Source organism: Janthinobacterium sp. SUN211 (assembly GCF_030587315.1).
Classification (GTDB): Bacteria; Pseudomonadota; Gammaproteobacteria; order Burkholderiales; family Burkholderiaceae_D; genus Janthinobacterium; species Janthinobacterium kumbetense.
The window spans coordinates 569909-582540 of the sequence record NZ_JAPWIC010000002.1 but is presented as its reverse complement, the minus strand read 5'-3'; the positions used below and the strand labels follow the sequence as shown (position 1 = coordinate 582540).

Annotated in this window: 14 protein-coding genes; all 14 read left to right on the top strand. The window is 61.9% G+C overall.

Annotated elements, in window-relative coordinates:
* The first annotated feature begins 56 nt into the window (after positions 1-56).
* The 14 genes from O3301_RS08375 (at position 57) to O3301_RS08310 (ending at position 12512) form a co-directional block, all read left to right on the top strand.
* Positions 57-953: a hypothetical protein gene (locus O3301_RS08375; RefSeq protein ID WP_305056102.1), complete on the top strand. Its 897-nt coding sequence runs from the start codon at positions 57-59 to the stop codon at positions 951-953.
* A 128-nt stretch (positions 954-1081) separates the two neighbouring features.
* A complete protein-coding gene (locus tag O3301_RS08370; protein ID WP_305056101.1) occupies positions 1082-1744 on the top strand; it encodes a phage baseplate assembly protein V in 663 nt (220 codons plus the stop codon).
* Complete coding sequence (locus O3301_RS08365; protein ID WP_305056100.1) at positions 1741-2085, top strand: GPW/gp25 family protein; 345 nt, start codon at positions 1741-1743, stop codon at positions 2083-2085. Before O3301_RS08370 ends, O3301_RS08365 begins: the two co-directional genes overlap by 4 nt.
* Positions 2082-2993, top strand: coding sequence for a baseplate J/gp47 family protein (locus tag O3301_RS08360; protein WP_305056099.1), 912 nt, complete (start codon positions 2082-2084; stop codon positions 2991-2993). The genes O3301_RS08365 and O3301_RS08360 overlap by 4 nt, the downstream gene beginning before the upstream one ends.
* The gene (locus O3301_RS08355) at positions 2986-3606 is read left to right on the top strand and encodes a phage tail protein I (RefSeq protein ID WP_305056098.1); all 621 of its coding nucleotides are present in this window, start codon (positions 2986-2988) and stop codon (positions 3604-3606) included. Before O3301_RS08360 ends, O3301_RS08355 begins: the two co-directional genes overlap by 8 nt.
* A 26-nt stretch (positions 3607-3632) precedes the next feature.
* Positions 3633-5063, top strand: coding sequence for a phage tail protein (locus O3301_RS08350; protein WP_305056097.1), 1431 nt, complete (start codon positions 3633-3635; stop codon positions 5061-5063).
* A gap of 2 nt (positions 5064-5065) precedes the next feature.
* The gene (locus O3301_RS08345; protein WP_305056096.1) at positions 5066-5548 is read left to right on the top strand and encodes a hypothetical protein; all 483 of its coding nucleotides are present in this window, start codon (positions 5066-5068) and stop codon (positions 5546-5548) included.
* 35 nt (positions 5549-5583) lie between these two features.
* Positions 5584-6759, top strand: a complete 1176-nt coding sequence (locus O3301_RS08340) for a phage tail sheath protein (RefSeq protein ID WP_305056095.1) — start codon at positions 5584-5586, stop codon at positions 6757-6759.
* Between the two features lie 50 nt (positions 6760-6809).
* Complete coding sequence (locus O3301_RS08335) at positions 6810-7319, top strand: phage major tail tube protein (RefSeq protein ID WP_225243363.1); 510 nt, start codon at positions 6810-6812, stop codon at positions 7317-7319.
* Positions 7320-7358: 39 nt separating this feature from the next.
* Positions 7359-7667: a phage tail assembly protein gene (locus O3301_RS08330; protein ID WP_305056094.1), complete on the top strand. Its 309-nt coding sequence runs from the start codon at positions 7359-7361 to the stop codon at positions 7665-7667.
* Between the two features lie 8 nt (positions 7668-7675).
* On the top strand, positions 7676-7789 hold the full coding sequence (locus tag O3301_RS08325) for a GpE family phage tail protein (protein WP_071650284.1): 114 nt from the start codon (positions 7676-7678) through the stop codon (positions 7787-7789).
* Positions 7790-10660, top strand: a complete 2871-nt coding sequence (locus O3301_RS08320; RefSeq protein ID WP_305056093.1) for a phage tail protein — start codon at positions 7790-7792, stop codon at positions 10658-10660.
* A gap of 14 nt (positions 10661-10674) precedes the next feature.
* Entirely contained in the window at positions 10675-11283 is a 609-nt protein-coding gene (locus tag O3301_RS08315; protein ID WP_305056092.1) for a phage tail protein, read from the top strand.
* Positions 11280-12512, top strand: coding sequence for a phage late control D family protein (locus tag O3301_RS08310; RefSeq protein WP_305056091.1), 1233 nt, complete (start codon positions 11280-11282; stop codon positions 12510-12512). Before O3301_RS08315 ends, O3301_RS08310 begins: the two co-directional genes overlap by 4 nt.
* Positions 12513-12632: the final 120 nt, after the last annotated feature.

Below are 12632 nucleotides of genomic sequence, written 5' to 3'. Positions count from 1 at the left end.
AAATATTCGCCGCATCTTTGACGAAATGATCTAAACCCTACCTCCAGAGAATAAAGATGAATAAATCTGTCGTTATAGAACTTCAAGAACTGGCTTCCGATGGCAACAATGATATTGGGGATTTGCTTCGCAAAACATTGATGGTAGCGACAAAATTAAAACTCACCGATTTTCGACAATGGGTGCTATCAGAACTCAATGGTTATAAAGGTGAGGGTCGTAAAAACCTCCCTGACTATCGCATCATTCGTGGTGAACTCAAAGCACACAATCCTATTCGAGGGTTAATACCATTTCAAGTGCCACATCAAATGCACGACATTCTTGCTGAAGTTAAAATAACAGAATCTTTGCATTCTCTATCGCAACTTCTTAGCATTGAGGGCGGCGGCTGTATAGTTTACAACTTCCCCCCCGAGACCGAAGCAACCCTGATGTCTGGTCAGCATAGCTATGCGCAGCTTCGGCCCACTCGAAGCGTGGGAGTGAATCAAGTAATGGCTATCTTGGGTGCTGTGAGAACAACAATTTTAGAATGGTCCCTCGCACTCGAGGCAGATGGTATCCTAGGAGAGGGTCTATTATTTTCTGAAAGCGAAAGGCAAGCAGCCATGCATAACATCAACATTCAAAATTTCCAAGGTGTCTTAGGTAATATCGATAGGGGCTCTTCTGTCAATCAAACCAATTCTCAGCAAATCACAGCTGCCGATTTCTCAACTCTGGCACGTCATTTGACAAAGAACGGAGTAAGTCAAGAAGACGTTCAAGAATTAGAGCATGCCGTGCGCGACGACCCTAAGCCCAGGTCAGCTACGGAATTTGGGCCAAATGTAAGTACATGGTTTGGTAAGATGATGGGGAAAGCTGCTGGTGGCGGCTGGCAAATTAGCGTCGCGGCCGCAGGCGGATTTCTTGCAAATGCGCTGGGGAAATTCTACGGTGTCGTCTAATCATCGGTAATTTTCTCCCGATAAAATTTGTGACCTGAAACACTAGTCAGTCGCAGCGTTAGTCAGTAAGCCGTATAACAACCCGCCCCCGCGTGCATCCGCACGCGGACTTCGGCAACATGCACTGCATGAACGCCGACCAGTCCGACCTCCTCCGCTTGCTGCAAAACCTGATCCGCCTGGGCACCATTGCTGAGGTCAAAGGGGCCAAGGCGCAAGTGCGGCTCGGGCCGACACTCACCACGGAATGGCTGAACTGGGCCACACGGCGTGCAGGGAGTACCCGCACCTGGTCGGCTCCTACCGTGGGCGAACAGGTCATTGTCTTTTCCCCCGGTGGCGAGCTGACGCGCGGCATCATTCTGCCGGCGCTGTACTCGCAGGCGTTTGACGCGCCCGAAACCAGCGACACGATCCACACCACGCACTACACCGACGGTGCCGTGGTGCAATACGACCACGCGGCCCACGCCCTAACGGCGACGCTGCCCGGCGGCACGGCCACCATCACCGCCGATAAGGTCACGTCGAACGCACCGAGCACCATTTGCACGGGTGACCTGACTGTCATGAAAAACCTCATCGTCATGGAGGCGGCCACCGTCAACGGCGCCACCGCGCTGAACGGCGGCGTAAACGCCAAGGCCGGCACCGCTGGCGGCGTGGCCATGGCCGTGCAAGGGACGATCAAGGCCAGCGAGGACGTGCTGGCCGGCGCCATCAGCCTGGCCAAGCATCCACACGGCGGCGTCAAGGCCGGCGGCGACCAGTCGGGCGAGCCGCAATCATGATGGGCATGCACGCCGCCACCGGGCGCAGCCTGACGGGCCTGGGCCACCTGCGCCAGTCGGTCACCGACATCCTCACGACGCCCATCGGCTCGCGCATCCGGCGCCGCCGCTATGGCTCCGAAGTGCCCGAGCTGATCGACCAGCCCCTGAACAGCGCCACGCAATTGCGCATCTATGCGAGCACCGCCTTTGCCCTGCGCCGCTGGGAGCCGCGCATGCAGCTCGCCAGCGTACAGCTCACGCGAGACACGGACGGCGCCATCGCGTTGCTGCTCGATGGCACGGCGAATGGCCAGGCCATCACCATGGCCGTGCCCGTCAAGCAAGGGGGCATCGTATGAGCACGCCTATCGACCTGACCCAATTGCCGGCGCCCAGCGTGGTCGAGGCGCTGGACTTTGAGGCCATCCTCGCCAACCGCAAAGCCCACCTGGTGAGCCTGCTGCCGGAAGCTGAGCGCGCGGCCGTCACGGCTCTGCTGGAGCTGGAATCGGAACCGGCGACCAAGCTGCTGGAAGAGAACGCATATCAGGAAACCATCCTGCGCAACCGCGTCAACGAGGCCGGCAAGGCCGTCATGCTGGCGTTTGCCCTCGATGGCGACCTGGATCAGCTGGGCGCCAACGTCAACGTGGCGCGCCTGACCATCACGCCGGCCAATCCGAACGCCCTGCCGCCCGTGGCCGCCGTCATGGAAGACAACGACGCCTACCGCCTGCGCATCCAGGAAGCGCCGGACGGCCTGTCCGTGGCCGGCCCGAAAGCGTCCTACGAATTCCACGCCCGCAGCAGCGACGGCCTCGTCAAGGACGCGAGCGCCACCAGCCCCGCACCGGCCAGCGTCACCGTCACGGTGCTGGCCAACAACGACACAGGCATCGCCGACGCCGCGCTGCTGGCCACCGTAGCGCGCGCGCTCAACGCCGAGGAAGTGCGCCCCCTGGGCGACCGCCTGACGGTACAGGCCGCCCAGGTCATCGATTACCAGATCGAGGCCACCTTGTTTATCGGCGTCGGCCCGGAGGTGCCGATCCTGCTCGATGCCGCGCGCGCCAACGCCGTGCGCGTGTCGCAGCCGCGCCGCCCGCTGGGCCACAGCATCTACCGCTCCGCCTGCAGCGCCGCCGTCCACGTCGAAGGCGTGCGCAAGGTCGTCTTGAGCAGCCCGGTGGCGGACATCGAACTGGACGCCACCCAGGCCGCGCGCTGCACCGCCATCAAATTGAATGTGGTGGTGCTCGATGAATAGGACCGTGCCGACCCTGCCGCCCAACACCACGGCGCTGGAACGCGCCATTGCCGTGGCCTGCGCCGAACTGGTCAACGTGCCCGTGCCGCTGCGCGACCTGTGGAGCGCCGACCGCTGCCCCGTCAATCTGCTGCCGTTTCTGGCCTGGGCGTGTTCCGTCGACCGCTGGGACGACGCCTGGCCCGAGTCGATCAAGCGCGGCGCCATCAAGGCGTCCTATTTCATCCACAAGCACAAGGGCACGATTGCCGCCGTGCGCCGCGTGGTGGAGTCCCTGGGCTACCTGATCCGCATCACCGAATGGTGGCAGACCACGCCGCCGGGCGTGCCGGGCACCTTCCGCCTCGATGTCGGCGTGCTGGACACGGGCATCACGGACGCCATGTTTCAGGAAATGGAACGCCTGATTGCCGACGCCAAGCCCGTCAGCCGCCACATGACGGGCCTAGCGCTTTATCTGGAAAGTCGCGGCACGGTTTACACCGGCATTGCCGCGTACCACGGCGACGTTATGACCGTCTATCCCTGGATTGCGGAAACCATCGAAGTGCGCGGCACGCTGTTGCAGGCCGGCGCATCCCATACCATCGACACCATGACCATCTATCCATGAGCACATATTTCGCTATCCTGACGCAAGTGGGCGAGGCCAAGCTGGCCAACGCCATCGCCCTGGGGCAAACCCTGAAACTGAAAAAAATGGCCGTGGGCGACGGCAACGGCACCCTGCCGACTCCCGACCGAGGACAAAAGGCGCTGGTGCGCGAGGTGCACCGCGCCGACCTGAACAAGTTGGACAAAGACCCGGACAACGCCAGCCAGATCATCGTCGAGCAGGTGCTGCCCGAGGACGTGGGCGGCTGGTGGATCCGCGAGATTGGCATCTACGACGAAGCCGGCGACTTGTGCGCGGTGGCCAACTGCCCGCCCAGCTACAAGCCGCTGATGACCGAGGGCAGCGGCCGCACGCAAGTGGTGCGCATCGTGCTGATCGTCGCCAGCACGGCCGCCATCGAGCTGAAAATCGACCCATCCATCATCCTGGCCACGCGCCAGTATGTCGATGAACAGATCATTACCGTGCGCGCCTACAGCGATGCGCAACTGGCCAAGCACCTGGCCGCCGCTGACCCGCACCCGCTGCTGGCCAAGGTCGCCTATGTCGATCAGCAGAGCACCAGCGCACGCGCCTATGGCGATCAGCAGCTGGGAAAACACCTGAGCGCTGACGACCCCCATCCGCAGCTGGCCCAGCGCAGCCATGTGGATCAACAGGACAGCAGTATCGTTGCCTACGGTGAACAGCAACTGGCCAAGCACGCAGCGGCGGCCGATCCGCATCCGCAATACAGCATGAAGGAAGTGGCGACACTGCCGAAGTTTGACGCGTCTAAAAAACTGGCCAATGCCGAGTTTGTGCAGCAATCGCAAGGCAATATTATTGGGCATGATGCTGTGGGAATGGACCGCAGCCTGACTCCTGACGACATCGGTAAAGCGCTGTATTTTTCGGCGCCAAACGTGATTTTTACATTGCCTAAGCCTCGCGATCTTGGTTTATCAACAAATTCAGGCAAGTGCATTCACTTCTTTGGCTTTGGTGGCAATACGGCAAAAATCGTCCCAGGAGCGGGTGCCAATATCAGCTTCATTGTGGGTGGCGTCCCTTTCATCGAATTGAAAACGGGGCAATACCTCACGCTCACTGCAGCGTCCGATGTTGTATGGCAGGTCATCGACTCGACCGCCGAGCTGTGGCGCAATGCCGACTTTGCGGCAATGGTGTCTTCGAGCGGCTACCAGAGATTACCCAGCGGCACGATTCAGCAGGTGGGCAGCGGAGCGCAGACACCGGAATCTGGCTATGTCGACGTGATCTTCCCGATTCCGTTTCCGAACGAGTGTTTTCACGTCTTCACTGGGTATGAAGGGCAAAGCGGAAGCGGGGCCAGTCTGCCCAGCAACGTCAACGCCGGTATGAAGACAAAAACGGGCTGCCGCCTGTACACCTACAACGGGAATGCGCTTTCGGGCGGCATCACCCCATCCTATTTTGCGATTGGAAAATAATCATGGCCGTCAGATATTCACCGAGCACCGGATTCTTTTACCCTACGTGCATCGAGTACCAGGACATCCCATCCGATGTGTTTGAGGTATCCGAGGCTGACCACCTGGCCGCCCATACCGTCCGCGCATCCGGCGGATCGTTCAAGTTTGTCAAAGGAACGCTGCGCATCACGCCGCCGGCACCCACTCCCTATGGCCAAGTATGCGCCGTCTACCTCAACACCGTTCGCGCGCGCCGTGACGGCATCCTCAACCGCCTGGCCGGTATCGGCTTTGCCGCCATGGCCAGCGGCGACGCGGAAACCGCGCAAGCCATCGCCACGGCGCGCACCTGCCTGCTCGACATCACCATCTGCCCGACGGTCGCCGCAGCACAGGATATGGCTGCCCTGCAAGCGGCCGTCAGCGCCGAATTCCAGCGCATCGCCGACGCCTTGCCGCAAGAGGCCCGGCGCGCCTTCGATGATGCAGGCAGCCCCCAGTAACACCCCCGACATTTACCACCTACCAGGAGAGCAACATGGCCACCGACTACCACCATGGCGTGCGCGTCATTGAAATCAACGAGGGTTCGCGCCCCATCCGCACCGTTTCCACGGCCGTGCTGGGCCTGATCGCCACGGCCGACGATGCCGACCCGGCGGCCTTCCCACTCGACACGCCCGTGCTCGTTACTAACGTGCTGGCCGCCATGGGCAAGGCCGGCAAGACGGGCACCTTGTACCGCAGCCTGCAGGCCATCGCCGCGCAGACCAAACCCCTGACCATCGTTGTACGCGTGGCCGAAGGCGAGACGGAAGCGGAAACCACCAGCAATGCCGTGGGCGGCGTGTCGCCCGACGGCAAGTACTTGGGCGCCCAGGCGCTGCTGGCCGCGCAAAGCAGGCTCGGCGTGAAACCGCGCATCCTGGGCGCGCCGGGGCTGGACACCCAGGCGGTCACCAACGCCCTGGCCAGCGTGGCACAGCGCTTGCGCGCCTTCGTGTATGCGTCCGCCTATGGCTGCGCCACCGTCACCGCTGCCACCGCCTATCGCGGCCAGTTCGGCCAGCGTGAAGTGATGATGATCTGGCCCGACTTCGTGAACTGGAACACCGCCACCGACGAAGAAGCCAGTATTTCCGCCGTGGCCTACGCCATGGGCCTGCGCGCCAAGATCGACGAGGAAACGGGCTGGCACAAGACGCTGTCCAACGTCGTCATCAACGGCCCGACCGGCATCACCAAGGACGTGTTTTTCGACCTGCAAGACCCGGCCACCGATGCCGGCGTGCTCAACGCCAAGGAAGTCACGACCCTGATTAACATGGGCGGCTACCGCTTCTGGGGTTCGCGCACCTGCGAGGCGCCGGGCGGCTTCTTCTATTTCGAAAGCTACACGCGCACGGCCCAGGTGCTGGCCGACACCATCGCCGAGGCGCATTTCGCCTACGTCGATGTGCCCTTGCACCCGTCCCTGGTGCGCGACCTGCTGGAAAGCATCAACGCCAAGTTCCGCGACCTGAAATTGCAGGGCTACATCATCGACGGCCATGCCTGGTATGACGAGCAATACAACGACAAGGCCGGGCTGAAAGACGGCAAGCTGGCAATCGATTACGACTACACGCCCGTGCCGCCGCTGGAAAATCTGAAATTCCAGCAGCGCATTACCGACCGCTATCTGGCCGACTTCGCCTCGCGCATCGCGGCTTAACCATCCCCGTGCCCGCCGCGTGCGGGTGCAACTGACCACTGGAGAACACTATGGGCATGCCCCACAAACTCAAGCAATTCAACGTATTTCAAAACGGCGTCCTGTTCATGGGCATGGTGCCCGAAGTCACCTTGCCGAAACTCAGCCGCAAGATGGAGGAGTACCGCGCGGGCGGCATGAGCGGCCCTGTGTCCGTGGACTTCGGCAACGAGGCTCTGTCGCTGGAATGGAGCGCTGGCGGCCTGATCGCCGAAGCGCTGAAACAGTACGGCGCGCACACGCACGGCGCCGTGCAACTGCGCTTTGCCGGCGCCTACCAGAACGACGATGACGGCAGCGTCGCCGCCGTCGAGGTCGTCGTGCGTGGTCGCTACAAGGAAATCGATATGGGCGGCGCCAAGATGGGCGACGACACCACGCACAAATACACCATGGCTTGTAGCTATTACAAGCTGATGATCGACGGGGCCACCGTCATCGAACTGGACTTCATGAGCGGCACCGAGAACTTCGGCGGCGGCGACACGAATGCTGCCATCCGCAAGGCCATCGGCCTGTAATCCCCATTTTATTCACCACCACACCACAAGGAACACAGCATGAACAACGAAAACACAAACCAAGCCGTCATCGAGCTGGACGAGCCGATCAAGCGCGGCGACGGCTTCATCACGTCGCTGACCGTGCGCAAGCCCAAGGCGGGCGCCCTGCGCGGCATTTCCCTGATCGAGCTGGCCAACCTGAACGTGTCGGCCCTGCAAATCGTGCTGCCGCGCATCACCGAGCCGACCTTGACCGCGCACGACGTGGCCAACATGGACCCGGCCGACCTGCTGGCCGTGGGCGCCGAGGTTGCCGGTTTTTTGGCGAGCAAAGCCGATCGCCTTTCGGTATCCCCGGCGAAGTAGAAGACGCCATGGCCGACATTGCCGGCGTCTTCCACTGGACGCCGGCAGCGATGGACGGCTTTACGATTGATGAACTGATGGCTTGGCGCGAACGCGCCAGGCAACGAAGCGGAGCGGAATAGATGGCTGGTCGGGATTTGAAGTTACAGGTGGTATTTGCGGCACTGGACAAGATTACCGGCCCGCTCAAAAAAATCACGGGCGGTTCCAGCGAGACGGCCAAGGCGCTGAAAGCGACCAGCGACCGCTTGCGCGACCTGAATGCCCAGCAGAAAAACATCAGCAAGTTCCGCGAGCTGCACGGCGGACTGGACGCCACTCGCGCCAAGCTGGAAGCGGCCCAGCAAAAGGTGGCCAGCCTGGCCACCAAGATGAAACAGGCGGAGGCGCCGACGCGTGCCATGACGCGCGAGTTTAATGCCGCCGTCAAAGCGGCCGGCGCCTTGAAGACGGCAGGCCAAGAGCAGGCCCAGCAACTGCAGATCATGCGCGAGCGCCTGGCCGGCGCCGGCATCGGCACCAAAGACCTGGCCAACCATGAACGCACCTTGCGCCGCGAGATCGAGGCGACAAATAAAACCATGACGCTGCAGCAGCAGAAGCTGGCCAACGCGACCGCCAAGCAGCAGCGCGTCACCAACGCCACCCAGCATGCGGACAAGCTGCGCAGCAAGGCGGGCAGTATTGCCATGGCCGGCGCGGGCGCGACAGCGGCCGGCGCGGTCATGGCCATGCCTATCGCCAAGGGGCTACACGAGGCGAAGCACTACCAGCTGGAAAAGGCCCGCGTCAATGCCCTGGGCCTGGGGCCGGAAACCAGCCAGCAGGCGATCACCTTCGCCAAGAACATGAAGACCTACGGCACCAGCCAGAACGAGAACCTGGAACTGGTGCGCGACGCAATGTCGATCTTTGGCGACCTGCACCACGCGGAAATGGTCGCGCCCACCCTGGCCAAGATGAAGTTTGCCAACAAGGCATTCTTCGGCGCCGAGTCGGGCGAAGAGAACGAGCGCATCTTCATGGACTTGCTCAAAGTCATCGAGCAACGCGGCGGCACGGCCAGTTCGGAGAAATTCCACGACCAGGCCAACATGATGCAAAAGGTCATCACGGCCACGGGCGGACGCGTGGGACCGACGGAATGGCTAAACTTCATCAAGACGGGCGGCATTGCCGCCAAGATCATGGACGACAAGCAGTTCTATTACCAGATGGAACCGCTGGTGCAGGAAGTTGGCGGCCACCGTGCCGGCACGGCCCTGATGTCCGGTTATTCGAACCTGTATCAGGGACGCACCACCAAGCGCGCCGTGACCAATTTGGAAAACCTGGGACTGATCGGTGACCACAGTAAAGTGAAGCACGATAAGGTCGGTCAAGTCTCTACGCTTGGCCCTGGCGCCCTGCTTGGCAGTGACATTTTCCGGCGCAGCCAATTTGAGTGGCTGGAGCAAGTGCTGTTGCCACAACTGGAAAAGAAAGGCATCACGGATCCCAAGAAAATTGAGGACACCATCGGCAGCCTGTTTTCGACGCGCACGGCCGGCAATCAGTTTCTGGATATGTTCAAGCAACGCATCCAAATGCACAAGAACGCCAAGCTGAACGCAGGCGCGTATGACATCGAGCAGATTTATGACCTGGGCAAGCAGCAGGCCGGCGGCGCCGAACTGGAAGCGACGGCCAGGCTGGCCAACCTGAAACTGACCATGGGCGAAAAAATCCTGCCGCTGTACGCGCAGGGACTGGAAATGGCCATCAATGCCATTACACGCCTGAATGCCTTTATGGAACGCAACCCGACCGTGGCCAAGATCATGATTACGGCCTTTGCCGTGCTGGCTGGCCTGCTGCTGGTGCTCGGCCCGCTGATGCTGGGCATTGCCGCCCTGATCGGCCCGTATGCCATGCTGCACGTCATGTTCGCCAAGATGGGCGTGACGGGCGGCGTGCTCACGCCCATCCTGCGCAACCTGGGCGGTGCCTTCATGTGGGCAGGCCGGGCCGTACTATGGCTGGGCCGTGCCCTTCTGATGAATCCGATTGGCATCGCCATCACGGTCATCGCCGGCGCCGCCTTCCTGATCTACAAATACTGGGAACCGATCAAGGGTTTCTTTGGCGGCCTGTGGTCGGACGTCAAGACGGCGTTTGCCGGCGGCTTTACCGGCATCAATAGCCTGATCGCCAACTGGTCACCACTGGGCCTGTTCTATCGCGCCTTCGCGGGCGTGCTGGGCTGGTTCGGCATCACGCTGCCGGCCACGTTCACCGACTTCGGCGCCAGCATCCTGCAGGGCATCACCGCATCCTGGGCGCCCATTTCCGCCTTCTTTGCCGACATCTGGTCGCGCCTGCGCACGGTCTGTGCCGGCGGCATGGGCAGTATCAGCGCCCTGATTATCAACTGGTCGCCTGTCGGCGTGTTTTACCAGGCGTTTGCGGGCGTCATGAGCTGGTTCGGCATCAAATTGCCGGCCCAGTTCACCGAGTTCGGCGCCAACATCCTGCGCGGCCTGGTCAATGGCATCACGAGTTCCATGGGCGCCGTCAAGGACGCCATCAGCAACGCCGGTTCCAGCACCATTGCCTGGTTCAAGGAAAAGCTGGGCATCCACAGCCCGAGCCGCGTGTTTGCCCAGCTGGGTGACTACACCATGCAAGGCCTGGCCATGGGCCTGGACCGCAGCGAGGGCGCGCCGATTGCCAAGGTTTCCGGCCTGGCACAGCGCCTGACGCAATTGGGCGCCGGCATCGCCATCGGCGCGGCCACGGCCCTGCCGGCCAGCGCCTTCGACACGCGCGCGCCGCTGTCACAAGGTGGGTTCGGCGCCGGCATGACCATCCAGGGCGACAAGATCGAAATCACGATCCAGGCGCAAGCCGGTTCCGATCCCCAGGCCATCGCGCGCGCCGTGTATGCGGCCATGGAACAGCGCGACCGCGAAAAGGCGGCACGCATCCGCTCGTCCCTGCGCGACCACGATTAAGAAAGAACAGCACCATGATGATGATTTTAGGAATGTTCGTGTTCAGTCTGCCGACGCTGGCCTATCACGAGCTGCAGCGGCAAACGGAATGGAAGCACGCCAGCACGGCCCGCGTGGGCCTGCGCGACGCGCACCAGTACGTGGGGCCCGGCGACGACACGATTACGCTGTCGGGCTGGGTAGCCCCGGAACTGACCGGCTCCCTGTACTCGCTCGATGCGCTGCGCATGATGGCGGACACCGGTAAATCGTGGATTTTGATCCAGGGTACGGGCCGCATTCTCGGCTCGTACCGCATCACCAGCATGACGGAGGGCCGCACCATTCTTGACGGCAGCGGCGGCGCGCGGCGCGTCGAGTTCTCGATTGCGCTCAAGCGCGACGACGACGGCGTGCTGGCCATGGTCGGCCTGGGCGACATCGGCGACCTGAAAAACATGCTCAGCATCGACGGCATGACCAGCAGCATTGCCGGCGCGGCCAAGAATGCCGTGGGCAGCGTGGTCGGCAATGTGGTCGGCGGCATCACGTCGAAATACGGCGGCGTGGTCAGCGAAATGAAAGACAAGATCGGCGGCGGCATCAGCGGCGTCATCGGCAGCGCGGCGGACAAGTTCAAATGAGCGAGCATATCCCCGCCTTCAAAGTCAGCATCGAGGACAAGGATTTGACTGCCATCGTCTCGCCACGGCTGATCAATCTGACCTTGACCCTGTGTCGTGGTGACGAGAGCGACCAGCTCGACATTTCCCTGGACGACAGCGACGGCAAACTGGCCCTGCCGCCGCGCGGCGCGCAGATCGCCCTGGCGCTGGGCTGGCAGGCCACCGGCCTGGTGGACATGGGCAAGTTCACCGTCGACGAGGTGGAGCACAGCGGCGCGCCCGACACCATCACCCTGCGCGCCAGATCGGCCAACCTGATCGACACCTTCAAGCAGCAGCAGGAACACAGCTTTCACAAGACCACCTTGGGCGCCATCATCGAGGCCATCGCCTTTCGCAACGAGCTGGCGTCGGGCGTCTCGGCGCGCCTGCGCGATACCGCCGTCGAGCACATCGACCAGACCCACGAGAGCGACGCGGCCTTCCTGCGCCGGCTGGGCAGGAAATACGACGCGGTGGCCACCGTCAAGAATGACACCTTGCTCTTCATCCCCATCAACCAGAGCCGCACCGCCAGCGGCAAGGCGCTGCCCGTCATCCCCATTACGCGCGCCCTGGGCGACGGCCACCGCTACCACAGCGCCGAAAGCGACGCCTACACGGGCGTGCGCGCCTTCTGGCATGACGAGCGCTACGCGCGCCGCCGCAGCGTTGTGGCCGGCGTGCCCGGCAACAGCAAGCGCCTGCGCACCACCTTCGCCAACGAAGCCGACGCGCGCGCGGCGGCCGTGGCCGAATGGCAGCGCATCCTGCGCGGCCTGGCCACCTTTGAAATGAGCCTGGCCCTGGGCAACCCGGCCGTGTTCCCGCAATCGCCCGTGACCGTGCAAGGCTTCAAGCCCGAGATCGACGCCACCGAGTGGCTATCGGTCAAGGTCACGCACAGCCTGGGCGGCAACGGCTTTACCACGCGGGTGGAATTTGAAACGAAGACGGAGGCAGTAGAGGCCGAGCGCGAGGACGAGAAAGACCCGGACGAAGGCATCACGGGCGTAGTGGCGAAGTGGAAGGACGTGGCGGCGAAGAAGAAAAAGGCGGGGCAGGAACAGTCTGGCGCCAGTGGCCAGCTCAAAACGCTGGAGCATCTTTATAAGAGCAAGCACGGCGCGAAGCGGGCGGCGAAACTAGCATGGGAGCACATCAAAGAAGTGCGGGAAATCATCCACGAAAATAGAGAAGAATCTTAGAGAGCCATTCAAGTAGAACGAGGCATATCGAAAGCATGAATTTGTACTACTTACCTCTGCAGAAAAGCTGTGCTCGTCTCAAAGTAGATACATTTGCCACTCCATGTATAAATCACCAAT

Bases quoted from the DNA above. Each gene is read 5' to 3' on its own strand.
- O3301_RS08335 (WP_225243363.1), top strand. From the start codon at position 6,810: ATGGGCATGCCCCACAAACTCAAGCAATTCAACGTATTTCAAAACGGC.
- O3301_RS08320 (WP_305056093.1), top strand. From the start codon at position 7,790: ATGGCTGGTCGGGATTTGAAGTTACAGGTGGTATTTGCGGCACTGGAC.
- O3301_RS08345 (WP_305056096.1), top strand. From the start codon at position 5,066: ATGGCCGTCAGATATTCACCGAGCACCGGATTCTTTTACCCTACGTGC.
- O3301_RS08325 (WP_071650284.1), top strand. From the start codon at position 7,676: ATGGCCGACATTGCCGGCGTCTTCCACTGGACGCCGGCAGCGATGGAC.
- O3301_RS08315 (WP_305056092.1), top strand. From the start codon at position 10,675: ATGATGATGATTTTAGGAATGTTCGTGTTCAGTCTGCCGACGCTGGCC.
- O3301_RS08330 (WP_305056094.1), top strand. From the start codon at position 7,359: ATGAACAACGAAAACACAAACCAAGCCGTCATCGAGCTGGACGAGCCG.
- O3301_RS08340 (WP_305056095.1), top strand. From the start codon at position 5,584: ATGGCCACCGACTACCACCATGGCGTGCGCGTCATTGAAATCAACGAG.
- O3301_RS08375 (WP_305056102.1), top strand. From the start codon at position 57: ATGAATAAATCTGTCGTTATAGAACTTCAAGAACTGGCTTCCGATGGC.
- O3301_RS08365 (WP_305056100.1), top strand. From the start codon at position 1,741: ATGATGGGCATGCACGCCGCCACCGGGCGCAGCCTGACGGGCCTGGGC.
- O3301_RS08355 (WP_305056098.1), top strand. From the start codon at position 2,986: ATGAATAGGACCGTGCCGACCCTGCCGCCCAACACCACGGCGCTGGAA.
- O3301_RS08310 (WP_305056091.1), top strand. From the start codon at position 11,280: ATGAGCGAGCATATCCCCGCCTTCAAAGTCAGCATCGAGGACAAGGAT.
- O3301_RS08370 (WP_305056101.1), top strand. From the start codon at position 1,082: ATGAACGCCGACCAGTCCGACCTCCTCCGCTTGCTGCAAAACCTGATC.
- O3301_RS08360 (WP_305056099.1), top strand. From the start codon at position 2,082: ATGAGCACGCCTATCGACCTGACCCAATTGCCGGCGCCCAGCGTGGTC.